Source organism: Oceanobacillus sp. CFH 90083 (assembly GCF_009389585.1).
Lineage (GTDB): Bacteria > Bacillota > Bacilli > Bacillales > Amphibacillaceae > Oceanobacillus.
This window is the reverse complement of sequence record NZ_VIYG01000002.1, coordinates 14960-41812: the sequence shown is the minus strand read 5'-3', so window position 1 is coordinate 41812 and position 26853 is coordinate 14960. Positions and strand designations below refer to the sequence as shown.

At 39.4% G+C, this 26853-nt stretch carries 27 protein-coding genes and 1 riboswitch; of the genes, 17 read left to right on the top strand and 10 right to left on the bottom strand.

The features are described 5' to 3' along the window. The first annotated feature begins 52 nt into the window (after positions 1-52). Entirely contained in the window at positions 53-1018 is a 966-nt protein-coding gene (locus FLK20_RS02735) for a 2-hydroxyacid dehydrogenase (protein ID WP_152655039.1), read from the top strand. A gap of 66 nt (positions 1019-1084) precedes the next feature. On the opposite strand, the gene FLK20_RS02730 is transcribed toward FLK20_RS02735, so the two are convergent. After that, entirely contained in the window at positions 1085-1309 is a 225-nt protein-coding gene (locus tag FLK20_RS02730; RefSeq protein ID WP_040979025.1) for a NifU family protein, read from the bottom strand. Positions 1310-1487: 178 nt separating this feature from the next. Here FLK20_RS02730 and FLK20_RS02725 point away from each other — a divergent pair, with 178 nt between their 5' ends. The 3 genes from FLK20_RS02725 to FLK20_RS02715 all read left to right on the top strand — a co-directional run bounded on the left by FLK20_RS02725 (position 1488) and on the right by FLK20_RS02715 (position 3125). Then, a complete protein-coding gene (locus tag FLK20_RS02725; protein WP_152655038.1) occupies positions 1488-1814 on the top strand; it encodes a YuzD family protein in 327 nt (108 codons plus the stop codon). Between the two features lie 20 nt (positions 1815-1834). Beyond that, complete coding sequence (dapF, locus tag FLK20_RS02720) at positions 1835-2689, top strand: diaminopimelate epimerase (RefSeq protein ID WP_152655037.1); 855 nt, start codon at positions 1835-1837, stop codon at positions 2687-2689. 79 nt (positions 2690-2768) lie between these two features. Further along, complete coding sequence (locus tag FLK20_RS02715) at positions 2769-3125, top strand: HesB/IscA family protein (protein ID WP_152655036.1); 357 nt, start codon at positions 2769-2771, stop codon at positions 3123-3125. A gap of 236 nt (positions 3126-3361) precedes the next feature. On the opposite strand, the gene FLK20_RS02710 is transcribed toward FLK20_RS02715, so the two are convergent. Beyond that, complete coding sequence (locus FLK20_RS02710; protein WP_152655035.1) at positions 3362-4345, bottom strand: NAD(P)/FAD-dependent oxidoreductase; 984 nt, start codon at positions 4343-4345, stop codon at positions 3362-3364. A 381-nt stretch (positions 4346-4726) separates the two neighbouring features. Here FLK20_RS02710 and FLK20_RS02705 point away from each other — a divergent pair, with 381 nt between their 5' ends. After that, entirely contained in the window at positions 4727-5935 is a 1209-nt protein-coding gene (locus FLK20_RS02705) for an NAD(P)/FAD-dependent oxidoreductase (RefSeq protein ID WP_152655034.1), read from the top strand. Positions 5936-6042: 107 nt separating this feature from the next. Beyond that, positions 6043-6354: a YuiB family protein gene (locus FLK20_RS02700; protein ID WP_152655033.1), complete on the top strand. Its 312-nt coding sequence runs from the start codon at positions 6043-6045 to the stop codon at positions 6352-6354. A gap of 98 nt (positions 6355-6452) precedes the next feature. On the opposite strand, the gene FLK20_RS02695 is transcribed toward FLK20_RS02700, so the two are convergent. Together FLK20_RS02695 and deoD are read right to left on the bottom strand one after the other, a co-directional pair. Further along, on the bottom strand, positions 6453-6932 hold the full coding sequence (locus tag FLK20_RS02695) for a divergent PAP2 family protein (protein ID WP_152655032.1): 480 nt from the start codon (positions 6930-6932) through the stop codon (positions 6453-6455). 129 nt (positions 6933-7061) lie between these two features. Continuing rightward, positions 7062-7769: a purine-nucleoside phosphorylase gene (deoD, locus tag FLK20_RS02690; protein ID WP_152655031.1), complete on the bottom strand. Its 708-nt coding sequence runs from the start codon at positions 7767-7769 to the stop codon at positions 7062-7064. A gap of 209 nt (positions 7770-7978) precedes the next feature. On the opposite strand from deoD, the gene FLK20_RS02685 reads away from it, so the two are divergent. From FLK20_RS02685 to FLK20_RS02675, 3 genes are all read left to right on the top strand, one after another. Next, on the top strand, positions 7979-8242 hold the full coding sequence (locus FLK20_RS02685) for a phosphocarrier protein HPr (RefSeq protein WP_152655030.1): 264 nt from the start codon (positions 7979-7981) through the stop codon (positions 8240-8242). A 113-nt stretch (positions 8243-8355) separates the two neighbouring features. Beyond that, positions 8356-8568, top strand: coding sequence for a hypothetical protein (locus FLK20_RS02680; RefSeq protein ID WP_152655029.1), 213 nt, complete (start codon positions 8356-8358; stop codon positions 8566-8568). 83 nt (positions 8569-8651) lie between these two features. Then, entirely contained in the window at positions 8652-9263 is a 612-nt protein-coding gene (locus tag FLK20_RS02675; protein ID WP_227994829.1) for a superoxide dismutase family protein, read from the top strand. A gap of 104 nt (positions 9264-9367) precedes the next feature. On the opposite strand, the gene FLK20_RS02670 is transcribed toward FLK20_RS02675, so the two are convergent. From FLK20_RS02670 to FLK20_RS02645, 5 genes are all read right to left on the bottom strand, one after another. Next, positions 9368-10555, bottom strand: a complete 1188-nt coding sequence (locus tag FLK20_RS02670; RefSeq protein ID WP_152655028.1) for a MalY/PatB family protein — start codon at positions 10553-10555, stop codon at positions 9368-9370. A gap of 601 nt (positions 10556-11156) precedes the next feature. Further along, positions 11157-12503: a glucose-6-phosphate isomerase gene (locus FLK20_RS02660; protein WP_152655026.1), complete on the bottom strand. Its 1347-nt coding sequence runs from the start codon at positions 12501-12503 to the stop codon at positions 11157-11159. Between the two features lie 359 nt (positions 12504-12862). Beyond that, positions 12863-13231, bottom strand: coding sequence for a S1 domain-containing post-transcriptional regulator GSP13 (gene yugI / locus FLK20_RS02655; RefSeq protein WP_152655024.1), 369 nt, complete (start codon positions 13229-13231; stop codon positions 12863-12865). A gap of 132 nt (positions 13232-13363) precedes the next feature. Then, entirely contained in the window at positions 13364-14362 is a 999-nt protein-coding gene (locus tag FLK20_RS02650; RefSeq protein WP_152655023.1) for a potassium channel family protein, read from the bottom strand. Positions 14363-14609: 247 nt separating this feature from the next. Then, a complete protein-coding gene (locus FLK20_RS02645; RefSeq protein ID WP_152655022.1) occupies positions 14610-15164 on the bottom strand; it encodes a thioredoxin family protein in 555 nt (184 codons plus the stop codon). A 108-nt stretch (positions 15165-15272) separates the two neighbouring features. On the opposite strand from FLK20_RS02645, the gene FLK20_RS02640 reads away from it, so the two are divergent. Together FLK20_RS02640 and FLK20_RS02635 are read left to right on the top strand one after the other, a co-directional pair. Then, a complete protein-coding gene (locus FLK20_RS02640) occupies positions 15273-16325 on the top strand; it encodes a M20/M25/M40 family metallo-hydrolase (protein ID WP_152655021.1) in 1053 nt (350 codons plus the stop codon). A 192-nt stretch (positions 16326-16517) separates the two neighbouring features. Further along, a riboswitch (FMN riboswitch) is annotated at positions 16518-16641 on the top strand. 162 nt (positions 16642-16803) lie between these two features. Then, positions 16804-17385 (top strand): ECF transporter S component, encoded by a 582-nt coding sequence (locus tag FLK20_RS02635; RefSeq protein ID WP_152655020.1) that lies wholly within the window; start codon positions 16804-16806, stop codon positions 17383-17385. 122 nt (positions 17386-17507) lie between these two features. On the opposite strand, the gene FLK20_RS02630 is transcribed toward FLK20_RS02635, so the two are convergent. Further along, positions 17508-18443: a 1,4-dihydroxy-2-naphthoate polyprenyltransferase gene (locus FLK20_RS02630; protein WP_152655019.1), complete on the bottom strand. Its 936-nt coding sequence runs from the start codon at positions 18441-18443 to the stop codon at positions 17508-17510. A gap of 309 nt (positions 18444-18752) precedes the next feature. On the opposite strand from FLK20_RS02630, the gene FLK20_RS02625 reads away from it, so the two are divergent. The 6 genes from FLK20_RS02625 (at position 18753) to FLK20_RS02600 (ending at position 26745) form a co-directional block, all read left to right on the top strand. After that, positions 18753-20153, top strand: a complete 1401-nt coding sequence (locus FLK20_RS02625; RefSeq protein ID WP_152655018.1) for an isochorismate synthase — start codon at positions 18753-18755, stop codon at positions 20151-20153. Between the two features lie 4 nt (positions 20154-20157). Beyond that, entirely contained in the window at positions 20158-21903 is a 1746-nt protein-coding gene (gene menD / locus FLK20_RS02620; RefSeq protein ID WP_152655017.1) for a 2-succinyl-5-enolpyruvyl-6-hydroxy-3-cyclohexene-1-carboxylic-acid synthase, read from the top strand. Beyond that, positions 21900-22694 (top strand): 2-succinyl-6-hydroxy-2,4-cyclohexadiene-1-carboxylate synthase, encoded by a 795-nt coding sequence (gene menH / locus FLK20_RS02615; RefSeq protein WP_152655016.1) that lies wholly within the window; start codon positions 21900-21902, stop codon positions 22692-22694. The genes menD and menH overlap by 4 nt, the downstream gene beginning before the upstream one ends. Positions 22695-22722: 28 nt before the next feature. Continuing rightward, entirely contained in the window at positions 22723-23541 is an 819-nt protein-coding gene (menB, locus tag FLK20_RS02610; RefSeq protein WP_152655015.1) for a 1,4-dihydroxy-2-naphthoyl-CoA synthase, read from the top strand. Positions 23542-23637: 96 nt separating this feature from the next. Then, positions 23638-25074: an o-succinylbenzoate--CoA ligase gene (locus FLK20_RS02605; protein ID WP_152655014.1), complete on the top strand. Its 1437-nt coding sequence runs from the start codon at positions 23638-23640 to the stop codon at positions 25072-25074. A gap of 117 nt (positions 25075-25191) precedes the next feature. After that, a complete protein-coding gene (locus FLK20_RS02600) occupies positions 25192-26745 on the top strand; it encodes a mechanosensitive ion channel (RefSeq protein ID WP_227994828.1) in 1554 nt (517 codons plus the stop codon). Positions 26746-26853: the final 108 nt, after the last annotated feature.

Genomic DNA, 26853 nt, shown 5'->3' with positions numbered 1-26853 from the left:
ATTAGTATATAAAATAAAAATTTTTTCTAATCGCAGGAAGGAGAATACTAGTATGTCTAAGCCAAAGGTTTATATTACCCGTATGGTGGATGAAAAATATCTGGAAGCTTACCGGGATCAGTTAGATATCCGCATGTGGGAGAAAGCAGATGAGCCTGTATCAAGGGAGACGCTTTATAAAGAGCTCGCTGATGCCGATGCTTTATTTACAGTGTTAAGTGATGCTGTTGATGAGGATCTGCTATCTAAAGCTCCCCGTTTAAAGATTGTAGCGAATATGGCTGTCGGTTACGATAATATCGATCTCGAAGCATGCAGGAAATATAATGTGGCTGCAGCAAATACGCCGGATGTCTTATCAGAAACAACAGCGGATTTAGGCTTTTCACTCATGATGGCTACGGCCAGACGGATTGTAGAAGCGGATGCATGGGTGAAGCAGGATAAGTGGCAGTCATGGGCGCCATTTTTCTTCGCTGGAACAGATATTTATGGGAAAACACTAGGGATTGTAGGTATGGGAAGAATTGGAGAAGCGATAGCCAAACGGGCCACTGGCTTTGACATGAATATCCAATATCATAATCGTTCCCGGAAAAAAGAGGCGGAAGAACAGTTACATGCAAAGTATGTCAGCTTTGAGGAACTTCTCAAGACTTCCGACTTTGTTATGACTGTTGTCCCGCATACAAAGGAGACGGATAAATTATTTAATCAAGCTGCTTTTGAAAAAATGAAATCCAGTGCTATTTTTATTAATATTTCCCGTGGAAAAGTAGTAGATGAGGATGCATTGGCAAATGCACTTAAAACGGGCGAAATTCAGGCAGCCGGTTTAGATGTCTTTGAAGAAGAACCAATTAGGGCAGATCATCCGCTTGTCAGCTTAGATAATACGGTATGTATCCCGCATATTGGCTCTGCCAGTGTAGAAACAAGAGCGAAAATGGTTCAGCTCTGTATGGATAATATTCTGGCAGTTGTCAGCGGAAAAGAAGCAATTACGCCTGTTTCGTAAATAAATAAAAAAACGGAGGGTCCCTATATTCATTGCCAGAGATCGCTCCGTTTTATATTAAATTCATTAAAAAACCTGTTCAATTTCTGTTACGCCAGGAACCTCTGCCATCAGTGCACGTTCAATTCCTGCTTTTAAAGTAATGGTTGAACTAGGGCAATTGCCGCATGCTCCCATGAGGCGCAGTAAAACGACACCATCATCATCGACGTCAACTAGCTCTACGTCCCCGCCATCACGTAATAAGAATGGACGAAGCTTGCTTAATACTTCTTGTACTTGCTCTTCCACATTAACCTACTCCTTTCCCACATATCTATTATAACTCGGTGAAGCACAAAAATCTATTTGAAAATGATTTTCAATTAGCTGATTAGTTTTATTTTATCTTTTTATAGTTATTTTGTAAAATGATTGATATGGAGATATGTTGTAAAGAAAGCATTGCTTTGGAAGGGAAGTGCGTAAAGTGCCGAATATAACGATAACCATTTATGGAAGCGAGCAAATCTGTGCCAGCTGTGTTGGCGCACCAAGCTCCAAAGATACGTATGAATGGCTCCAGGCAGCGATCGGAAGAAAGTATGCTTCTGAAGGTGTTCAATATAACTATATTGATATAAATAAACCGCAGACAGATGCCATTCATCAGGCATATGTTGAGCAAATAATCAAGGAAGATCTTTTTTACCCAATCATATGGGTAAATGATAAAATAGTAGCTGAAGGTATCCCAAGTTTAAAGCCGATTTATCAAGCATTAGATCAGCTTGGATTAGAGATAAAAGAAGCATAAACAGAATAGGAGAAGAGCAGATGAAGATACCCTTTACAAAAATGCATGGACTGGGAAACAATTATATCTATATTGACTTATTTCATACAGATTTACCAGAAGAACGGCTTTCCGAATTAGCTATAAAAATGTCTAATCAAAATACAGGAATTGGATCAGATGGAATGATTCTGATTCATCCCTCTGAAAAAGCAGAGGTAGGCATGCGTATTTTTAATAAGGATGGTTCAGAAGGCATGAATTGTGGTAATGGGCTGCGCTGTACGGCTAAATATGCTTATGAAACAGGAATTGTGGATAAGAAAGAATTTACCATCCAGACAAAAGCCAATATTGTGCGAGCGATTGTGCAGGTGACTAGTGAGAAAGAAGTAGAAGAAATAACGATCGATATGGGAGCACCAATTTTGCAAAGGGAACAGATTCCAATGCTTGGAGAACCGGGAACAACGGTTATTAATGAACCGTTTCAAGTTGCTGATCAGACTCTGAATGTGACGGCTGTTTCCATGGGAAATCCGCATGTGATAACAATCGTTGATGCGATTGAAGATGCACCATTAACAACACTTGGTCCAATTATTGAAAAAGATGAACGTTTCCCTGAAGGTGTCAATACAGAGTTTATTGAAGTAGTATCTGATCAGGAATTACACTTCCGTGTCTGGGAGCGCGGTTCAGGGATCACAGAAGCATGTGGAACAGGAGCGTGTGCAGCTGTTGTAGCAGCAACGTTAAATAATAAAGTAACCAAAGGTAAAAAAATAGCTGTTCATTTAGCAGGTGGAGATTTAATCATTGAGTGGACGCAGGATGATCATATCTGGATGACCGGCGGGGCAGAAATCATTGCATCAGGAATTTTCTATGCTTAAAATCAATCACTTGATTCTGACAAGTGTAGGTGTATACTAAAGTTATGAGGCTATACAAGGATAAAAGGAGGTTCAGAAGATGATTATTGAACTGACTGATCGTGCAAGTGCACAGATTAAAGAAATGATGAAAGAAGAGCCTGATCAGGCGATGCTGCGTTTTGGTGTGAAAGGCGGCGGCTGCAGCGGCTTATCTTATTCTCTGGGTTTTGCTGATGAGGTTAATGAGGAACTGGATATTATCGAAACGATTAATGGTATTCCCATTGTCTTTTTCAATCAGGACATTCCAATTATTGAAGGTACCAAGATCGATTATAAAGAAAATATGATGGGCGGCGGATTCAGCATTGATAACCCGAACGCCATTATATCCTGCGGGTGCGGGTCTTCCTTCCGTACCGCGGAAAATGCCGGTGCACCGGGTGACTGTTAATAAAGAAAGATTGGCAGAATGTTCTTTCTGCCAATCTTTCTTTTAAGCTCTCCATTTATAAAATAGATTCCACTCTATCGTCTGCGAAAGCATGCTGTTCCGGTAAACCAGGATAACAGCCTTCAAATTCTTCTCAGTTTATTATCCGTAAAAAAAGAAAACCGCTTGAATGGGATAGGAGATGCATTCAAACGATTTCCATCGGACCGACTAGACAAGCGTATCTAATTTATTGGTTAAAACATGGCAGTAGAGTGCTTTGGCTGTATTCTTGCTTTTGGATCAATATAATTTTTAGCATTATTAATCGCTGTCGGCCCTTCGCCAAATCCGGTTGCAATCAGCTTGACCTTTCCATCATACGTGCAAATATCTCCAGCAGCATATATGCCCGGAATATTTGTCTCCATTTTAGAATTAACGACAATACTATTTTTTTCAATTTCTAATCCCCAGTCTTTAATTGGTCCAAGACTGGATATAAAGCCATAGTTGCAAATAACATCGTCAACTTCCAGTTCTATTAATTCATCTTCTTTTATCTTCTGTAAGATAAGTTTTTCAATTCTTTCATTGGCAACAATTGCTGTAGGAGCATATGGGGTAAGCTTTTCTATCGTAGATCCTTCTAATTGCTCTACACTATGTTCATGTGCCCGGAATTGGTCGCGGCGATGAATTAATGTCACTTTAGAAGCAACTTCCTCGAGCATCAATGCCCAGTCTACAGCGGAATCGCCACCACCCAGAATAGCAACATGTTTATCCTTGTACTTGTTCATATCTTTCACATAATAGTGCAGGTTTTTACCTTCGTATGCTTCACTGTCACCCACATTCAGTCTTCTGGGCTGAAATGCACCATTGCCAGCAGTGATAATGATTGTTTTGGTCAAATGAATCTCTCCAGTATTTGACACTAGACGAAAGCTATCATCTTCTAAACGTTCCACAGCCTCAATAGCCTGTCCAAGCACAATTTCAGGATCAAATAAATTTGCCTGCTCTTCCAATTGATCGACAAGATCCTGTGCGCGGACTTTTGGAAATCCTGCAACATCGTATATATATTTCTCTGGATACAGGGCTGTTAATTGTCCTCCAATATGAGGCAGGCTTTCAATTATTTTAACACTAGCTTGACGCATGCCGCCGTAAAAAGCGGTAAACAAGCCGGTGGGTCCAGCTCCAATGATCGTTACATCAAAAACTTTCTCCATACAATACCTCTTTTCTTTCTAGACGTTTACCAATCCTATGGTATCATAAACTCGTTTTGGTTGGTATTATATCGTTTTGAAACATTTAGATGTTCAGAATTTCTCCACGCATTTCTCAGCTTGTTCTTCATAGGTATAGATACAAAAGAGATTTTTAAGCTTGCTATTTTTCAATAAAGCATTTAAGATAAGTTAGTGATTATTACAGTTTGATTACAAAAAGAAGTTATTTGTATGACAGAATACGTTATATTCCTGTTTTTTAGCAAATAGACAGGTTTGAAATTTTGTATTTGTATACGTACAACGGAAAAATACAGCCAAAGATTTTCGAATATCAAACTTTTTAATAATAATGATTAATAGGAGTAGTGAAAAATCATGAATAAACCGCATATTGTCATATTAGGAGCGGGTTATGGAGGGATAATGACAGCAGTCAAGCTTCAAAAGCAGCTGGGTAAGAGCGAAGCAGAAATTACTTTAGTCCATAAATATGATTATCATTTTCAAGCAAGTTGTCTGCATAAGAATGCTGCTGGTACGCTGCATCAGGATCACTCCAAAATAAAAATCAAGGATATTATTAATCGTTCAAAAATAAATTTCATAATAGATGACGTTGTTTCAATTAAAAGAAAAACGAAAAAGGTTAAGCTTCACAATAAAGAATTACATTATGATTTGCTTGTTATCGGTCTGGGCTTTGAGCCCAGAGCAGAGGGGATCCCGGGACTGGATGAACATGCTTATTCTATTACGGATATTAACAGCGCCCGCTTTGTCCGTGAGCATATAGAATACAATTTTGCCAGCTATGCGAATGCAGTTAAAAAGGAGAAGGGCAATTTAAATATCGTTATCGGCGGCGGAGGTATTCTAGGTGTCGAATTTGCCGGAGAGCTGATTGATCAAATCCCTGCGATATGCAGGGAGTATGATATTGAAAAACCGCAAGTTCATCTTTATATGCTGGAAGAAAACAAGTCCTTACTGCCAGATTTTGATGAAAAATTGGTGCACTATGCAGCCACTTCTTTACAATCCAGAGGAGTAGAAATTATTCATCAGGCAACGCTGAAAGAATGTCGGGATAATAAAATTATTTATGAAGCGGAAGGAAAAGAACAGATTATTGACACGCATACGTTTATCTGGACGGGCGGCGTGCAGGCTAATCCTGTATTTGAAAAAGCAGGACTAGCGTTGAAAAATAAAAAAATAGAAGTACATGCCAATATGCTGTCTACCAAAGATGATTCTATATTTGTTGTTGGCGAATGTGCTTATGCTGCGGATGAAAAAGGAAATGAAATTCTTCCGACAGCGAAAAAAGCGATAGAAGAGGCTACTGTAGTTGCAAAGAACATCTCCTCAAGACTGAGAAATAAAGAGCTTACTGCCTGTCAGCCGGTCAAACAAGATATGCTTGCGACCTTGGGAAGAGACGATGGGGTGGCAACGATACAGAATCGAATGGTATTTGGCTGGAAGGCTGCGTTAATAAAACGAATTTTTGACAATCATTATTTATACCAATTAGGCGGGTGGCATTTGCTGCTGAAAAAGGGGAACTTTCATTTATTGTAAGTAAAATTGACAAAAAAGCAAAGGTTGGCAGATGCTGCTTTGCTTTTTTGTTATTTTAGGATAAAATGGCTTTTGTATGCATCCTTAGAAAGGACGGAGGGGAGAGAATGATTCAACTAGTTGTTTCTGTTGTACTGTATTTTGTTATCTTTTTTGGGATAGCCTTTATATTAAATATGTTATTAAGAAAAACATGGCTGATGGCATGCTTATATCCAATTGTAATGATTTTTATTATAGATAATGTTTCTTTTTTCAGCTATTTTACCAGTCCGGGCGAATCTTTTTCAGCGCTTGGAGATCGGATTGTTGCCTTAACTGCTGCCGATATTGTGATTCTGTTATCCGGTTTTATCGGAACCATTGTATCTGGCTTTGTGATTCGATTTTTAAGAAAAAGCGGCTATCAAATGTTTTAAGATAAGAAATTAAATTACATAAAAACGAAGGACCAATACTCTAAAAAAGCATTGGTCCTTCGTTTTTAGTGCTAAATAGTGGTCTTTTCGAGCCTTCTCTAATAAGAGAATAACGGTGCAAGAGAAAAGGCGATAATAATCCCTGTAATGGCACCAAAAAATACTTCTATCGGCTGGTGACCGAGCAATTCTTTCAATTCTTGTATTTTTTCTGTTTCTTTCTTTTTGCTCCAGCCTTTTGCACTGGAGGTAATTAATTGAAAATCGCGGACGAGCTGATTAATGACAATAGCTTGTTCGCCTGCCTGTCTGCGAACCCCGGAAGCATCAAACATGGTAATTACACTAAATATACAAGCTAGTGCAAATACACTTGATGTTACACCTTCTGCAATACCGATGGCAGTAGCTAAAGAGGCCACTGCGGCAGAATGACTGCTGGGCATTCCACCAGTACTAAAAGCAAGGCCGGGCTGAAATTCCTTGGTGAAAAGCAACTTAATAGGTATTTTTATAACCTGGGCAAATACAATTGCAATGAGTGCAGCCCATAATGGGAAATTTGTTAATATTGTCATGGATAAGGGTACTTCCTTCCTAAATAACACATCAATTTTCTGTTATTTTATCATAGTCTATATTAGATGAAAAGAAAGGGTTCAGCCCGCTGTTAATTTCCTGTGCTGCAGCTGTAGAATCATAAAAAATTATTTAATAATCGTATCTAATGCAATCTCCATCATTTCATGGAATGTTGTCTGGCGTTCCTCAGCCGTTGTTTCTTCACCAGTAATGATATGATCAGAGACGGTAAGGATAGACAATGCCTGACGGCCATACTTCGCAGCTAACGTATAAAGTGCAGTAGACTCCATTTCGATCGCAAGCACCTGGTATTTTGCAAGTAATTCATTCACTTCTTTTGCATTATCACGGTAGAAGGTATCACTTGTAAATACATTTCCGACACGCAGCTGTAATCCTTTATCGGTACCAGCTTCATAAGCATTTTTTAATAATTCAAAATCAGAAATAGGAGCATAATCAATGCCTTTAAAAATAAGCTGATTTATTTGTGAATCTGTTGTAGCTCCCTGTGCTAAGATAACATCACGGATCTTAACATCCTTTTGAATAGCACCGCATGTGCCGACACGAATGAGTTTTTGGACATCATAGCTTTGGATTAGCTCATTCACATAGATTGAGATAGAAGGCACTCCCATGCCAGTTCCCTGTACAGAGACGCGTTCTCCTTTGTAAGTTCCTGTATAACCATACATGCCCCGGACTTCATTATAAAGCTTCGGGTTCTCTAAATAGTTTTCAGCAATATATTTTGCCCGCAATGGATCTCCCGGCAATAGAATTTTATCCGCTACTTCTCCCTGTTTTGCTCCAATATGCACACTCATTTCGTATACCTCCATTATTCGTTTTATCCTTAAGATAAAGGTATCATAAAGGAATTTGAAAAACAAATGAATACATTTTCACAAAAAAAGTAGATATATATTTCATATTTCGTGATTTTTGTATATAATAAGACGTAGGTTTATGTGAGATAATGAATAGGTACATAACCAACATAAGTTTTAAAAAAAAGAAAGGATGTTTGTATATAATGAAATCGCAAACTTTTACAATCACTGCAGAAACTGGAGTACATGCACGTCCGGCTACTTTGTTAGTAAACAAAGCTGGTCAATTCGATTCTGAAATCGAAGTTAGCTACAAAGGAAAAAATGTTAACCTGAAATCTATTATGGGTGTTATGTCTTTAGGAATTCCTAAAGGTGCTGAAATTGAAGTAAGCGCAGACGGAAAAGACGAAGAGGATGCTTTAAAAGGTATCGCTGACGTAATCAAAGAACATTTAGGTGAATAATAAACTTTGTATAAAAGCGTCCTGTGATCAGGGCGCTTTTATCTATAACCGGATTGATTTACATACTATACATCTTTGATATAATTATCTTTAGAAAGGTGTGAATATCTTTTATGATGCCATTTCTCTATTTTCCGGAAGATAAAATGGAATATATTCCCGCAGTGATATCATTGGTCATTTTTATCGCAATGGCAGTAATCGTTATGCGGTGGATCATGAAAAAATCAAAGAAAGATCAAGAGCGTTTTGAACAGGAATATCATAAAGCTTTAGAGCAGACACAGAAAAATCATCGTGTAACAAAAACCTCCTCTCATCAATAAGATTTGAGGAGGTTTTTGATGTTTACAAGGATTAAAAATAACTTCTTTGCCTAAACTATAAAAAAAGGTAAAGGAGCTTATCGATGCGACAATGGAACAAAAAAAGATTCTTAATACTCTCTCTGATTATGCTGTTCCTTTTATCAGGATGTCTGCTGCCCCATAAAAATGCAGAGATGGTAGAGATGTATAATGCAGATGGGGATCGTGTGGGAACAGCCAGATTAAATGAAACGGATGGCGGTGTAGCTGTAAACATTGAGGTGGAAGGCTTGAGTCCGGGTTTGCATGCCATACATGTCCATGAATATGGAAAATGTGATGGTCCTGATTTTTCTTCGAGCGGAAATCACTTTAACCCAGATGGGAAAGACCATGGACTTTTGCTGACGGATGGATCACACATCGGAGACCTTCCCAATATAGAAGCAGATGCAAGCGGGGCTGTTCAGGAGGAATTGGTTATTAACGAGGCGACGTTAAAACAAGGAAAAAACAGCTTGATTGCGAATGATGGTACTTCTCTGATTATTCATGATGGGGTGGATGATGGAATGAGTCAGCCGGCCGGTAATTCAGGAGATCGCATCATTTGTGGCATTATCAGTGAAGATTCACAGAGTGGGGAAGAGCAAAATGCACCGACAGATCCGACAGAAAATAATGATAAGCAGGAGAATAAAGAAAATGGATAGAAGGAGATGCTTTAGCTTTCAGCAGAAAATAATATTCATTACTTGATTTCGTTAAACAAAAAACTGCATCTCCAAAATAATAGGAGGTGCAGTTTTTTTGTTTATTAGTTTTTCGTTTCTCTCCATGCTTCAACTGCGTGGATAATCCGCTTAACGCCTTCTTCAATCGTTGCTCGTGGACATGCCAGATTAATCCGCATAAAAGCATCTCCTTCATCCCCATAATCTTGTCCAGCGTTCAAGCCGACACGCGCTTTATCAATCATAAACCGATTTAATTCTTTTTTATCCATATTTAATGCGGAGCAATCTACCCAGATAAGGTATGTTCCTTCTGCTTTGATTACTTTTAGCTCTGGAGCATACGCAGCAAACATTTCTTTAATATAAGCAGTATGACCTTGAATAACCTCCAGCAGCTCCTCTAACCAGTCTTCCCCATGAAGGTAAGCAGCTTCCATTGCTGTAACAGCCATTCCGTTTAAGGAATTATTAAACCCTTGACGAAGAAATGCTTTTTCTAATTTTAATTTGTTCTGCTTATTTGAAGTCACCGCAAAGGATGCTTGCAAGCCGGCTAAATTAAATGTTTTAGAAGGCGCCATGCAAGTAATGGTTTTATCAGCTATTTCAGTGGATAAGCTGGCGATTGGCAAATGTTTATGCTCCTTGAAAACTAAATCAGCATGAATTTCATCAGAAAAAATCATTACATCATACCGCAAGCACAATTCTGCCATTTTACGAAGCTCTTCTTCTGTCCAGACCCGTCCTACTGGATTATGAGGAGAGCATAAAATAAATGCTTTTACACCACTTGCTAATTTTTTTTCCATATCATCAAAATCAATCACGTAATAATCATCCTGTTGAATCAATGGATTCTTTACAAGTTCACGATCTAATACGTTTATAATATTGTAAAAGGGTGTGTATACAGGTGTTTGAATCATAATCTTATCACCTGGCTCTGTGAATGCCTGCAGTGCCATATGCAGCGTATTAATTACGCCAGGACTGTAGCTGAGCCAGTCTGCTTGAATAGCCCATCCATGACGGTTTTTCACCCAGTTGGTAATAGCCCCTGTCACATCTTCATCAATGACTGTGTATCCATAAATTCCATGCTCTGCACGTTTGATAAGTGCCTGATTGACTGCTTCTGGAGCTTTAAAATCCATATCAGCGACCCACATCGGCAGCACATCCTCCGACTGGAATTTCATTTGCAGCATATCCCATTTCATTGATTTGGTTTGTTTGCGATCATGTAGTTCTTCAAAAATACTCATTTTTTTCCTTTGCCTCCCAACATTCATTTCACTATTTTACTATTATAACAAAGATATTTTAGAAAGGTAGAAAGCTTGGCTGAAATTTATGTAGAGATATCGTTTTTGGACAAAAAAAGCAAAGCGTTACTACGCTCTGCCTACAGGGGGAATACGAGAAAGCCTTACAATTATAGTAATACCCGTTGTCTGAGAGAATAAACCCAAAAAATAATTTTATTTTTAAATTTTTTGGCGGTTTTGCAGTAGCGGTTATTGAAAGGAAACTTTAGTTAGATTTGTGATATAAAACATGTTTTTTCAATGGACTATTCTTTTCCACGCCAGGATAGTCAAAATATCGATCGAATGTCATGCCGATTTTTGCCATTACTTTTTGGAACGGATATTGATATCAGATGTAAAACTATAAATATTATCGAAATGTAAGGTATTAAAGCCATAGTCCAGACAAGCTTTGCTCCTTCTGTCGCATACCCGTACCCCCATGCTTCTCTTTTTTTCAGCCTATTTCAATGCAGGGTGTGCAAAAAAGAAAACTTCCTTTCATGGAGCAGATTCTCCTTGAAAGGAAGTTTTCTATTGTTCGAGGGAATGCCTATTATAATCTTTTCTCCAGCTCTTCTTTTTCATTTTCAAATCCAGGCTTGCCCAGTAATGCAAACATATTTTTCTTATATGCTTCTACACCAGGCTGGTCAAACGGGTTAACGCCAAGCAAGTAGCCGCTGACAGCACATGCTTTTTCAAAGAAGTATACTAAATAACCGAAAGTATAAGCATCCAGTTTAGGGACTTCAATAATTAAGTTTGGAACATCACCATCGGTATGCGCTAATAATGTTCCCTGGAATGCTTTATCATTAATTTCATGAATGCTTTTCCCAGCTAAGTAATTTAAGCCGTCCAAATCATTCGCTTCTTCTTCAACTGTTAAATTTTCCTTCGCTTCATTTACATGAAGGATTGTTTCGAAAATATTTCTTCTTCCTTCCTGGATATATTGACCAAGAGAATGCAAATCTGTTGAGAAATTTGCGGACGATGGATAAATCCCTTTTTGATTTTTACCTTCACTTTCACCGAATAACTGTTTCCACCATTCAGAAAAGTATTGAAGTGCAGGCTCGTAGTTAATGAGTAATTCGGTTACTTTCCCTTTTTGATAGAAAATATTGCGTACGGCTGCATATTGGTAAGCAGGGTTACTATATACATCAGGTACAGACAAGTCCTCCATTGCTGCTTGTGCACCTTTCATAATCGCATCCACATCAATATTACTAGCGGCGATTGGAAGTAAGCCTACTGCTGTTAAGACAGAATAGCGCCCACCGACATCATCCGGAATAACGAATGTTTCATAGCCGTTTTCGTCTGCAGTTGTTTTTAAAGCGCCACGTTTACGATCAGTTGTAGCATAGATACGTTTTTTCGCTTCTTCCTCGCCATATTTTTCTTCGAGCAGCTTTTTAAAGATACGGAAAGCAATAGCCGGCTCTGTTGTTGTGCCGCTTTTTGAAATAACATTTATTGAGAAATCTTTATCTTTTAATACATCTGTTAATTCGCTCATATAGGTAGAACTTAGATGGTGACCTACAAAAATAATTTGTGGTGCTTTTCTCTCTTCCGCAGAAAGAAGATTTTGGAAGGAGTGGTTTAGCATTTCTAATGCTGCTTTTGCTCCAAGGTAAGATCCGCCGATACCGATGACAAGAAGAATATCAGAGTCATTTTTAATTTTTTCTGCACTTTTCTTGATCCGCGCATATTCTTTCTGATCGTAGTTTTTAGGAAGATCCACCCAGCCTAAAAAGTCATTACCTGCACCAATTTTTTCATGAATCATCTCATGAGCGCGTAATACAAATGGAGATAAATTTTTAATTTCTTCTTTATCAAAGAATGAAAGTGCTTTATCATATTTAAAAGTTACATGTGTCATTGCTTCGTCCCCCTTGAAAATAGATTGCATATATGATTCTACTTTAATCTATTAATGTGATGAAATCAAGGCTAACGACCTGAAAAAAGGGGGGGGAAGCTGAAAACAACTGCTGGAAAATGATATAGAAAATAGCAGAAGGCGTTCGAAATAAAGTGAAATTTCATTCAGTGGAGAAGTTCTTTTCATATCCATTGAACGGGAGCTTGATTCCTCTTCCTGCTGAAAATCACTGCGATAACAGAAAGGAATAATAAAATGTTTCATTTGTCTCTGGAGAAAAGATACGCTAACAACGTCTGCTTCATTAAAATCACCCAAGCACTAAAATGTATCGCGCTTGGGTGAGGGCTGTAGCGTTATTTATTTTGTGTCTGGTCAATCCAGCCTTGCAGTTTGTCTTTAAGAATATTAAATCCGCTTGATTCGCTGTTCGAATCATTGTTTTTAGTATTGTTCTCCTGTTTAGCAGACTCTTTTGGTGCATCCTCTGTAGCGCGGATAGATAACGAAATTTTTCCTTTTTCTTCATCGATTTGAATGACTTTTACATTTACTGTATCGCCAACACTTAAGTGATCGTTAATATCTTTTACATAGCCATGCATAATTTCAGAAATATGGACTAATCCCTGCATGTCGCCATCAATTGCGACAAATGCTCCATAAGGCTGAATACCAGTTACTTTTCCTTCAATTACTTGACCAATTTCTACATTTGCAGTCATCATTAAACATCTCCTATATCTTTTAAACTCAAAAATCTTTTCTAAATCGTTTGATCACGTACTTTTTTCACAATATATAACTATACCATAAACGATAGGAGTTGGCTAATCTAGCAATTGAAAATTTGCTATTTACCGTCTGCTGAGACAAATAAGAATATCCTTTGCTTTGAGGGTAAATGCTGTTTTCGGGTGAAAGATATATTCTTTTTCACGAATGACGCCAATTATAAGTAACCCTTTTGTTAAGAAGGGTATGACAGCATCCGAATATGTTTTTTCTATCAGAGAATCAGGTACAGGCTGGTGCATAAATTTTTGCTGACTAAGGAGATGGTAAATATCTTCAAATGGTGTTGATTTTATTTCCGGATCTAACTCATGAAAAAATAAGCTGCTCATAAAATCATTTGAGCGAATAATTGTTGTTGCTCCGGCACGGGCAGCATTGTCGATTTGTTTCTTAGACAAAATTTCTGTAACAATAGGTATACCGGGATTATTCCCGCGAATAGCAATAGTAGTCAGGATAGCATGTGTATCGGATTCATTATCTGATTTATGATTATCTGCAGCAACAAATACACAGGATGCTGCCTCGATATTTGCCATATGCAAAACAGCATCTTCTGTTGCATTACCTTTAATATAATGTACTGGCAATTTGGTATAGGTCAGGTTGTTTAAAGTGCGGTCAATGATAACTATTTTTTTATCTGCATAATGCTGAATGATTAGGTCAACAAGCTGCCGGGTTCGTTCATTAAACCCGACGAATATGTAATGGTTCTCTCCATGAAAGGCAAGCTTTCCTTCTTGAAGTTTTTTTTCATGTTTGATAGCTGTAGTGGATATAGATGCAATATAAAATGCAATTAATCCGCCGCCCGTTAAAATGATAAGTGCAGCAACCAGTCTGCCGAGTAGTGTTTCAGGTACATAATCACCGTAACCAACAGTTGCCCCGGTAGTAAGCGCCCACCAAATACCATCCAATAATGTAGGATAGCGTTCCGGTTCGATGAAATAAATAAGAGAGCCAAAGAAAGGGATGGTTATAAAGATAAATAGCAGCAGTTTCAAAATATTGGGAATACGGTAATAAAGAAGTTTAAGAAAACGTTGATTCATCGGAAAATCCTCCAATCTATATGACTTAGTATTGCAGATAGGAGGGCAGCTTATTCGTTATTGGCAGATGTTTTCAAGGGATTGATGGAGGAGATGTTAATTGAATGATTCCATCTGCCGCATTATATCAATTAAAAAAGAGACTGGAACAGCAGTATTCCAGCCTGGTAAATTCCGAGTATAGATTTGTGTGGATATGCTTCGGTTTTCGATTTACACACTTTCCTTTTGTTCCAATCTCTTTAAATTATATTGCTTTTAAAGTTTGTTTAATGCTTTCGTAAACGGCAGACCAGTTATCCTGGTTATCGCGAAAAGATTTGGAGATAAAGCGGTGCATCTGTTTTTGTTTTTCTTCAAAGTCACTGGCATCCTTTGGCGGCAGCTGAGCACGTGCTTCATCTATATAAGCTTGAATGCTTGCAGCTCTTGGGCCCCATTTGCCAACTTCATTTCCTTTTATATCAATGAAAATGATGATAGGTATAGATCGGGCAGTTCCGTTTGTTAAATATTGGTCCATTAATTCGAGATTATCATCACGCAGCAGAGCCTTGACAGGCATATTGGTAACCTCAGAAATTTTGAGAAAAATCGGCATGTTTAACATCGCATCGCCGCACCAATCTTCGGTAAGAATAATGGCTCTTAGGTTTTTACTTCTAATCTCTTCAAAAAAGGCTTCATCTCCAGGTAAAGAAAAGTTATCGTAGATGTGTAATAAATCCTCTTTATTTACTTGCATTGTTTCAATGTATTCATCCGGATCAAGCCCTTTGTCATACCATTCGTTTAATGACATCTATATCCCTCATTTCAATTATTTGATATAGTAAGTGTACCCTCTTCTGGAGGTTTGGTAAATAGATGTCACTTTGTATGAAAGAATATTTTATTGGAGGCTATAAATATGACGTATACACAATATGATTTCTTACTGGAATTACTACATACACCATCTCCATCAGGTATGGAAATGGCCATTCAAAAGAAATGGATAAATTATGTGAAGGCGTATGCTGATGAAATAAGAACAGATCATGTCGGCAATGCGATTGCAGTGCTAAATCCGGATGCTCCATTTAAAGTGCTTTTAGCAGGGCATTGTGATGAAATTGGCTTTATTATTCAACGGGTTGATGAGCGTGGCTTTTTGTTTTTTGAAAAAGTAGGCGGTATCAATCATAAAGCGGCTGTTGGTATGCGTGTAACCATACTAGGATTTCAAGAAACAGTTACAGGTGTTATTGGGGTTAATGCACAGCATCATGGCGGGATGAAAGGTGACTTCAATGTGCAGGATTTATATATTGATTGCGGCTTTCAATCGAAGGAAGAAGCATTGAGCAAAGTGCAGGTTGGTGATCTTTGTGTGTTTAAAACAGATCCGGAAATTTTGCAGGACCGATATATTTCCGCCAGAGGGCTCGATAATCGTACAGGTGCTTTTATGGTTGCAGAGGTAATTCGCAAGCTGTCTGATAAAAACTTGCCTATCGGTGTTTATGGTGCAAGTACAGTCAATGAAGAAACCAATATGGGTGGAGCGTACTTTGCGGCAGCGGGAGTAGAACCGGACTTTGCAATTGCTATGGATGTGACCTTTGCCACAGATTATCCGAATGTAAACATAAAAAAACAAGCCGAGGTTCATTTGGAAGGCGGCCCTGTTTTAGCAAAAGGAGCACCGATTCATCGTAAAATTAATGAATGGCTGGAAAAAGCGGCAAAAGAAAAATCCATTCCTTTGCAGTATGAATTAACGCCGCAGGCAACATCAACAGATGCTGATAAAATGCGCTATACAGGCAAAGGTGTACCAGTAGCTCTTGTGTCCTTGCCGCTCAGATATATGCATTCTCCCGTAGAAACAGTGAGTAAGAAGGATATAGATATGGAAATTGAGTTATTGGTTACGATGCTTGAAAGTATGACAGGAAAAGAAAATTTAAACCTTTTATAGAGGAATCATCACACCGTCTGAAGATCCGTTCGTAAAAACTGCGCCACCTGATCTTCAAGAGCTGCTTCGGTACCTTTTAACCTGTATGTATACAAGGATGAGGATGCCTGAGGGAAATATATATTGAATTAAAAATTTTTCTCTTGTCAAATGAATTGAATATGGTATACTAAGGTTAATTAAATATTCGATTCCAATCTTCGGGGCAGGGTGTAATTCCCGACCGGCGGAAATAGTCCGCGAACTGTACATTGTTGCAGTTGATCTGGTGAAATTCCAGAACCGACAGTGATAGTCTGGATGGGAGAAGATGTCGAGCTGATTTTTATTTAACTATGCGTATGTTTTCTGCATATTTATTTAGCGATGACTTATAACCCTAAAGCCCTTTGTTGCTTTAGGGTTTTTTAGTGGATAAAAATCATATCGAGCCTTCATCACGAGTTGGAATCGGAAGAATGATGAAGGAGGCAGGCTGATGCAAAAAAAGAAGAAAAATCAGCTGTTAAAGTTAATTATTATTGCGTTACTAAGTACGATTTCACTGGTGTTATTTTTTATTAATTTCCCACTGCCATTTTTACCAACACCGTATTTAAAAGTGGATTTCAGTGATGTTCCGGCATTAATCGCATCATTGATATTCTCTCCAATCGCCGGGGTACTTGTGGTCGGGCTTAAAAACTTATTATATTTGGCAATCTCCGGATCCGGGGAGCCAATCGGCGTCCTATCTAACTTTGTGGCTGGGCTCATGATGGTTTTACCGGTTTCTATAATCTATCACCGTATGAAAGGTTTAAAAGGTCTTATTACAGGACTTGCAATGGGAACTGTTATTATGGCAGTCGGAATGAGTGTACTCAATTATTACCTGATATTACCGGCGTATGGCTGGTTTATGGGCTGGGAAATGTCCGAACAAATGCGGCGGATTGCAGTTATCGGCGGGGTGCTTCCGTTCAATATTATTAAAGGAATTTTTATCGCCATTTTATTTATTCCATTGTTTAATAGAATGCAAAGCTGGATTCAACAGCAGCGGACCAGATTTATATAAAATAAAAAAGCAGCGACCTGTTAATAAGTCGTTGCTTTTTTTGTGCAGTTCTTTTTTTAGGGATATGCTCCTTTGATTTTTCCACGGTTCCATTCTGCTTTTTTATCTGTGATACGAATGCTTTACAGTAATCCGGCAATCAGTAAAGAGAGGCCTAAAAGCATCCCGTATATGGTGTTTGTTTTCCCGGTTTTTTTCATGGCAGGCATCATTTCAATCGCCTGTGTCTTTCCTTTAAAATCTTTTATCACACTAATAGCCGGCAGAGCGCTCAGTAAAGTAAGAAGAGACCATATTGGAAGAATACCAGTGCATATTAAAATAATTGTTATAGCGAATGAAACGATAAATAACATTGCAAGTAGTTTAATAGAACTTGGTCTGCCAATCAGTACGGCAATCGTTTTTCTTCCTCCTTTTTCATCTCCGTCACGATCACGGATATTGTTTGCAAAGTTAATGCATCCGATGAAAATGGTGATGGGAAGGGAAATCAAAATCATTTCCATGGTAACAGAGGCCGTTTGAATATAATAAGTGATCCCAATAATAACTGTTCCCATCAGGACGCCAGAGAATAATTCACCAAATGGTGTATAGGAAATGGGAACAGGGCCTCCCGTATATAAATAACCAACTGCCATACAAAACAAACCAATCACTGCAATCCACCAGCTGGACGATATACATATATAAACCCCGATGCCGATGGATATCGCATAAAAAATAAAGGCGATATTACGAATTTGTTTCGGGTTCATCCCGTCACGGACAATAGAACCGCCGATGCCGACAGACTGATCGTTGTCTAACCCGCGCACAAAATCGTAATATTCATTAAACATGTTGGTAGCTGCCTGTATAAGTAGAGAGGCAATCATCATTGCGAAAAATAACAGCCAGTCAATGGTTCCTTCATTAAAGGCAATCATTGTCCCGACAAAGACCGGGACAAAGGATGCTGTCAGTGTATGCGGCCGCATTAATCGCCACCATTTATGGAATCCTTCCCGTTCATTCAGCAATTCTTTTATATCAGCCGGATTATTTGTTGTCATTATGGGCTTCCTCCTAAAAAACAATATCGTATTTATTTTAGATAAGTGGTATAAGCGTGTCAAACCTATTTTATAATATCCATAAGCAAAAGGTGTAAAGAGGTTTATTTTATTCCGGCAAATATATATTTTCTTGTCTATATTTTTTGCTGCAGTTCCTGTGAAAAAGCAGCATTTATCGACAGAAAATTAGAAAAGAATAATGGATTTTAATGAATTAGAAGGCTTCTCTTGAGAAAGTAGAGAAAAGGGCATAAAATAGTAGAGGATAATGAAATACCTGTCCAACTATTATGGAGGTTTATCGTCATGATTGAAGTAAAAGAAAAACAGTTTACAGCTGATTTGAAGGCTGCCGTACAGTCTGTTCAAACAGATCAAAAGGATAAATTGTTTAGTTACACTGAAAAAATAAATCAGGTTAGCTTATATAGATTTTTAGAAAAAGCTGGAGTATTAGAGCTTCCACGGACATTTTGGTCCAGCGCAAATGAAGCTTTTCAGCTGGCAGGAGCAGGGCATGCTTTTGAACTATCAACGGAGGATTGCAGACATCGCTATGAGCAGATAGAGCAGGAATGGAATGCCTTATTAGCTGATGCGATCATCTATAATCCTTATCAAACATCAGGAACTGGGGTTGTTGCACTTGGAGGGTTTTCCTTTGATCCATTAAAACCGCAAACAAAACTGTGGGAAAACTTTCCTGAAAGTCATTTTTCTATTCCGGGTTATATTTTAACGCATGCAGATGGTGATTATTATCTTACTATAAATCGTTTCATCACCACAGGGGAAGCTTATCCCGCTATATTGGAAGAGTTACAAAATAACCGCCAGGAACTGCTGGATAATACGGAGAACTTGCATCATACATCCAAGTTGTGTGTGCAGCGTAAAAAAGAAATAGCTCCGGATCTGTGGAAAGAAACGATTAAAAAGGCTACGGATGTGATGAAAAAGACGGCGGTTGATAAAATTGTCCTTGCCAGAGAGGTTAGGGTGCATTTTAATCAATCCGCAAACATTCCCGATCTTTTAAAGCGTCTGGTAGATACGCAGCCAAATTCGTTTGTATTTGGCTATGAGATGGGAGAGGACTGCTTTCTTGGAGCAACACCGGAGCGTCTGGTAAAGGTGAAGGGGAATGACGTACTGTCCACCTGCCTGGCAGGAACAGCCCCGCGTGGAAAGACGGTGGAGGAAGATGAACAAATCGCAAGTAATCTTTTTGAAGACCCGAAAAACCGTGAGGAGCATGGTTACGTTGTGCAAATGATTCGCAGTACGATGGAGGCATATTGTACAGAGGTTGTTGTTCCTGATGAACCAGTAGTCCATCAATATAAAACCTTACAGCATTTATACACACCCGTGCGTGCAAAGCTGAAAAAGGAGCATCGTATTTTTTCTATTGTAAGTGGCCTGCATCCCACACCGGCTCTTGGCGGAACACCGAGACAGGATGCATTAGCGTTTATTCGTGATAATGAACTATTAGATCGAGGCTGGTACGGAGCTCCTATCGGCTGGATGGACAGTAATCATCATGGTGAGTTTGCTGTAGCTTTACGTTCGGCACTGATTCAAAAGGATGCTGCTTCTTTATTTGCCGGCTGTGGAATTGTAGAAGATTCTGATCCGGAAAGTGAATATGAAGAAACAAAAGTAAAATTAATGCCAATGTTATCTGTTTTAGGAGTGGATTAGAGAGATGAGTTACACGGAGAGCTTAACACGTTATACTGCTAACTTTGTAGATGAGCTGGTGAAGAATGGAATGACCGATGTTGTTATTTCACCGGGCTCCAGATCTACTCCTTTAGCTTTGGTATTTTTAGAGCACCCATCCATCAAGGAATGGGTTGTGATTGATGAGCGTTCAGCAGCGTTCTTTGCATTAGGTCTGGCGAAAAAATCAAAACGTCCGGTAGCGCTATTATGTACATCTGGAACAGCAGCTGCAAATTATTACCCGGCTGTTGTGGAAGCTTTTTATAGTCGTGTGCCGTTACTTGTTTTGACGGCAGATCGTCCGCATGAATTACGTCAGATTGGTGCACCGCAAGCGATTGAACAGATCAAAATGTATGGCGACTATGTGAAGTGGTTTCATGAAATGGCAATACCCGAAGGAACGCCGGAGATGCTTCAGTATGCACGTCAAAAAGCAGCGCAGGCGTTTGCTTATACAGAGCAGGGGAATAAAGGTCCTGTTCAAGTAAATTTTCCATTTAGGGAGCCGTTGACGCCAGATTTTACACTTTCTGATATTTGGGGTACAGCAGAAGATAGACCGTTTAGTAGTATGAATCGAATCGAAGGTGTGAAGCATTTAGCGGAGGAGCAGGTACAAAAGCTTGCAGCCCTTTTTGATTCTTCGCCAAAAGGGCTGATTGTATGTGGACCGGAGATGGATGGCAATTTTGCAGATGCAGTATCTTGCTTAGCTCAAGCCTGGAATGTTCCTGTCCTGGCAGATCCTTTATCACAGGTGCGGACAGGGAGACACGATAAAAGCCATGTGATAGAAGGATATGATGCTTTCCTGCGTGATTCAGAGATACGTGAACGCTTGCAGCCGGATTATATTATTCGCTTCGGAGCAATGCCTGTATCCAAGGCATATTTATTTTTTGTAAAGGAAAATAAGGCCGTCCCACAGTTCGTTGTTGAGGAGAATGAAGGATTCCGTGATCCGTCTGGTAATGATACGGTTTATATCTACGCTGATCCAGAGCAATTATGCCGGCAGCTTATAAAAAAAGCACCGGACGAGCAAAAAAGTGCAGCCTGGCTGCGTGAATGGCAAAGGTATAATCAAATTGCCAAGGATTACTTATTATCTGGTGAAGAAGCGCAAGTAACAGAAGGGGAAGCTGTGCGGGGCATGGCAGAGGTGATCCCTGATCAGACAACTTTATACGTCGGAAACAGTATGGCTGTCCGTGATGTGGATAGCTTTTTTATGGTGTCCCCGAAAAATATTTCAATCCTTTGCAATCGCGGAGCGAATGGCATAGATGGTGTTATCTCCAGTGCTGTTGGTGCAGCAGCTGCTGGAGAGCGGGTTACCCTGCTGATTGGTGATCTATCCTTTTTCCATGATATGAATGGATTACTGGCAGCAAAACAGTATCAGCTTCCAATCACGATTGTGCTTGTCAATAATAATGGCGGTGGAATTTTTTCCTTTCTTCCACAGGCAAATGATAAACAGCATTTTGAAGCAATTTTTGGCACACCGGTTGATTTACCTTTTGAAAAGGCCGGGGCATTATATGGTGCTGATTATACAGTCGCTGCCACGGAAACGGCATTAAAAACAAAGCTGAAGCAAAGTTATCAGCTATCAGGCTTATCAATTATTGAGGTAAGAACAAATCGTGATGAAAATGCTGCCTGGCATCGGGAGAAGTGGAATCGGATTATGGCAGAGATAAAAGAGGGATGGCAATGAGTAGGGACGGCTTACAATACGAAATCATTGGTAAGGGAGAGCCAATCCTGTTTTTACATGGTTTTACAGGAACGTGTGAGACGTGGAGAGAGGTTTGTTCCGATTTAAAAGATTATCAATGTATTTTAGTGGATCTGCCGGGTCACGGGAAAACGAACAGCACGATTTCTTCCATGAAGGATTGTTGTTATCTGATTGCGGATTTATTAGAGGCAGCGGGAATTAAAAAAGTGCATGTTATCGGTTATTCCATGGGAGGAAGAACGGCGTTAAGCTTTGCGATGTATTATCCGGATTATGTTGCTTCCCTAATTTTAGAAAGCTCTTCTCCAGGGCTAAGGGAAGCAGCAGCACGTCTTGATCGAAAGGAAAAGGACGAAAAGCTTGCACAGCGAATTTTGAATCGTGGGGTAGAAGACTTTGTGAATACATGGCAGGAGCTCCCATTATTCGCCACACAAAAACGGCTGCCGGATGCTGTACAGCGACAAATCAGAGACGAACGTCTTTCTCAGAGTAAAGAAGGTTTGGCAATGTCTCTTTATGCTATGGGAACTGGAGCTCAGCCCTCCTGGTGGGGGCGGTTGTCAGAGCTTGTGAAACCTACTTTATTAATTGCCGGAGAAGAAGATGAAAAATTTGTTGCGATAAATAAAATGATGCAAAAGAAAATACCAAAGGCAGAATTTATCATTTGTCCAAAAGCTGGTCATGCTGTTCATGTGGAAAAATCGCAAAACTTTGGTAAAATAGTAAATGTGTTCTTAGGTGAAAATTATATTACTACATAAGCCCCTGAGCTTGAAAGGAGTCATTAACATGACAGTTGAATGGCAAAAAGTAAAAAACTTTGAAGAAATTATTTATGAAAAATATAACGGTATTGCTAAGGTAACGATTAATCGTCCGGAAAAACGTAATGCTTTTACGCCAAATACCGTAAAAGAAATGATTGAAGCTTTTACGGATGCAAGAGATGATTCTTCCGTCGGTGTGATTATATTAGCTGGAGAAGGAGATAAAGCATTCTGTTCCGGTGGAGATCAATCTGTTCGCGGTCATGGCGGCTATGTAGGAGGCGATGAAGTTCCACGTCTCAATGTACTTGATTTGCAGCGTTTAATCCGTACGATTCCCAAGCCGGTGATTGCAATGGTATCCGGTTATGCAATTGGCGGCGGCCATGTGCTTCATGTAGTTTGTGACTTGACGATTGCTGCAGATAATGCCATCTTTGGACAAACTGGACCAAAAGTGGGCAGCTTTGACGCTGGCTATGGTGCCGGCTACTTAGCGCGCTTAGTAGGTCATAAGCGTGCGCGTGAAATTTGGTACTTATGCCGTCAATATAATGCAGAAGAAGCATACGAGATGGGCTTAGTCAATACGGTTGTGCCTTTAGAAAAATTAGAAGAAGAAACGTTACAATGGTGTGAAGAAATCCTGGAAAAATCGCCAATGGCATTACGCTTCCTGAAAGCATCCTTTAATGCAGATACAGACGGTTTGGCAGGCTTGCAGCAGCTTGGCGGAGATGCAACGCTTCTTTATTACACCACGGATGAAGCGAAAGAAGGAAGAGACGCCTTTAAAGAAAAAAGGAAACCGAACTTCAAGCAGTTCCCAAGATTCCCTTAATCGTTTATTAAAGAAACCTTTGCGCTATTTGCAAAGGTTTCTTTTCACAAGGAAAGGAATTTACATAAGACAATAATAACGTTGGAGGAAGAAAAAATGAGTACAGTTATTCCCCACTGGCTTGATAAACAAGCTGATTTATCCCCAAATGAAATAGCGGTTGAATTAAAGGATGGAACAACAGTGACTTTTAGCCAGCTGGCTGAAAACAGCAGGATAAAAGCAAGAAAGCTTGCATCTGCTGATATTAAAAAAGGAGATCATATTGCCATCCTTTCCGGGAATAGCATTGAAATGATGGAAATGATTTATGCGTGCAGTTACTTAGGTGCTGTTGTCGTTTTATTGAATAAGCGGCTGACTGCGTATGAGCGAAAACAGCAAATGAAGGATGCCAAAGTTACCCTTTTAATTACAGAAACTGAAGAAGCGGGTCTGACGGAAATCGGGCAGCTGACATTTGATCAGCTGAATCGGCTGGAAGCTTCTTGGAAGGTACAGCTTTTAGAAGAAATAGAGCTGTCCACTGTATTTACGATGATGTATACATCTGGTACATCAGGATTTCCAAAGGCTGTACAGCATACTTATGAAAATCACTGGTGGAGTGCAACCAGCTCCGGTTTAAATTTTGGAAAGCATAATGATGATAAATGGCTGATACCGCTGCCGCTTTTTCATGTGAGCGGCCTGTCGACAATGTTAAAAGGAATTATTTATGGGATGCCTATTTATTTGCTGGAAAAATTTGAGGTGGAGGATGTTCACGATGCGATTATGCATAAGCAAGTGACGATGACCTCCGTTGTAACTGTTATGCTCCAGCGTTTAGTGAGCTATCTTGGAGAAGCAAGCTATCCAGAGGCTTTTCGCTGTATGCTGCTTGGCGGTGGACCAGCTCCAGAAACATTACTGCAACAGACAAAGGCAAAAAAGATTCCTGTGTTTCAATCTTATGGAATGACAGAAACCGCTTCGCAAATTGTTACGTTGAACCCAAGGGATGCACTTCGCAAGGTTGGTTCAGCAGGAAAGCCATTGTTTCCAGCACAGTTAAAAATTGCTGGGAAGCAAGCAAATGAGGTTGGAGAAATTCTTGTCAAAGGTCCAATGATAACTCCAGGCTATTACAACAGGCAAGCAGCAAATGAAACATCTTTTTTGAATGGCTGGCTGGCAACGGGAGATGTAGGCTATCTCGATGACGAAGGATTTTTATATGTTGTGGACCGCCGCAGTGATTTGATTATTTCCGGTGGTGAAAATATCTATCCCTCGGAAATCGAGAATGTATTGCTGCAGATAGACGGGGTTCAGGAAACAGGAGTAATTGGAAAAAAAGATACGGAATGGGGAGAAATCCCGGTTGCTTTTATTGTGGCTGACAGAGAAATGACAATCGCAGAGATAACGGCCTTTTTAAAAGATAAGTTAGCGCGTTATAAGCAGCCGAAGGAATTTTATTTCATTGATCAGCTGCCGAGAAATGCAGCAAATAAACTGGTTCGTCAGGAGTTAAAGAAATATCTCTGAGTGGATAGAGGGCTGGATCGTGTTCTTTGCTGTTTCATTACAATTTTATAACATAGGTTTAATTCTTTTTAGTGGGGGGTAGCGCTAACTAAACCGTTAAGAAGGGAGCATAAATCTATGGAAAATTTTATGAACGATTATTTTACAGCGAGCTTTTGGACAGGAGTTCAAAATGTAGCTATAGCGATTATTGTTTTTCTAATCGTATGGTTAATTGCCAAATTGGTGAGCAGTACGGTGGAAAAAGCATTAAAGAAAACAAACTGGGATGATAAGCTGTTTAACAGGTTCCGGTTAAAAGGAGAACCGGTAAAATCAGAAAGGGTTATCGCAAAAGCAGTTTACTACATACTGCTGGTTGTTGCTTTAATCTTATTCTTCAATATTCTTAACCTGTCTATGATTGCAAATCCATTATCGGATTTGATTTCAACGTTCTTAAACTTTATCCCGGCAGTGATCAAGGCAGCCTTAATTTTGCTGCTGGCCTGGATTATTGCGACAGTCGTACAATGGCTTATTGTAAAGGGAAGCAGGAAATTACGTATTCAGCGTTTATTTACAAAATTGGGAATTGCAGATTCTGAGGAAGGTATCCGAAAAACCACGGAAACAGTCGGTAAATTTGCATTCTATCTTATTTTACTCTTATTTATTCCCGGGGTATTACAGGCCTTAAATATTCAGGGTGTAGCTGAACCATTCAGCGGTCTGCTGGCTTCTGTTTTAGACTTTATTCCTAAGCTTGCAGCAGCAGTGCTTATTTTTGCAGTCGGCTGGTTCGTCGGCAAAGTTGTCCGCAGCATTGTAACGAATCTGTTAGAAGCTGCTGGGACAGAGAAATGGATTCAGAAATTAAAATTATCCAATTTATTTGAAGGGACATCCTTTGCGAAATTTGTAGGAAACATTGTTTTTATTCTTATTTTGATTCCAATCACCATCTCTGCTTTAGAGCAATTAGAGCTGGCAGGAATCACAGAACCGGCAATTGGTATGCTGCACAGCGTCGTACAGATGCTTCCAAACATCCTGATTGCCATTGGTTTAATATTAGTTGGAATCTGGTTAGGCAAGCTGGTTGGAGAATTTGTAGGGGATTATCTTGCTAAACTGGGATTTAACCGCTTTGTTTCTACTATCAGCAATAATGAAACAGTGAATCAGGCTAAATGGACACCATCCTATATTGCCGGATATGTTGTACAGATCTTAATTATTTTCTTCTTAACTGTACAGGCTCTGTATCTGATTCAGCTGGACTTCTTAGTAGGAATAGCAACGGCAATTACTGCTTATCTGCCAAATGTATTAGCAGCAGTGCTTATTTTAGGTGTTGCCTTACTGCTTGCTTCCTTGGTGCAGAAAGTATTGCTGCATCTGTTAAATGGCCCGGCATCAGCTGCACTTGCCGGTTTTGCTAAGTATAGTATTTTAATTCTTGCAGCTTTTATGGCAGTATCGCAATTAGGTATTGCATCAACCATCGTTAACAGTGCATTTATCTTATTACTCGCTGCATTGGCATTAGCCTTTGGTCTTGCTTTTGGTTTGGGTGGAAAAGATTTCGCTGCAAAATACTTACAGAAATTTGACAGGACCATTGACAGCACCTCCATTAATCAGGAGCAGCGAAAACAAGAAAATGATGACAACCAGGACAATCAATAACGAAAAAAGCGAAAAAGCGTGTGTACCAGAATGGGTATATACGCTTTTTTTATTGTCTCGGAAATTATAAAAATGTTTGTGGGTGGATAACTAAGGATAACAGCCGCG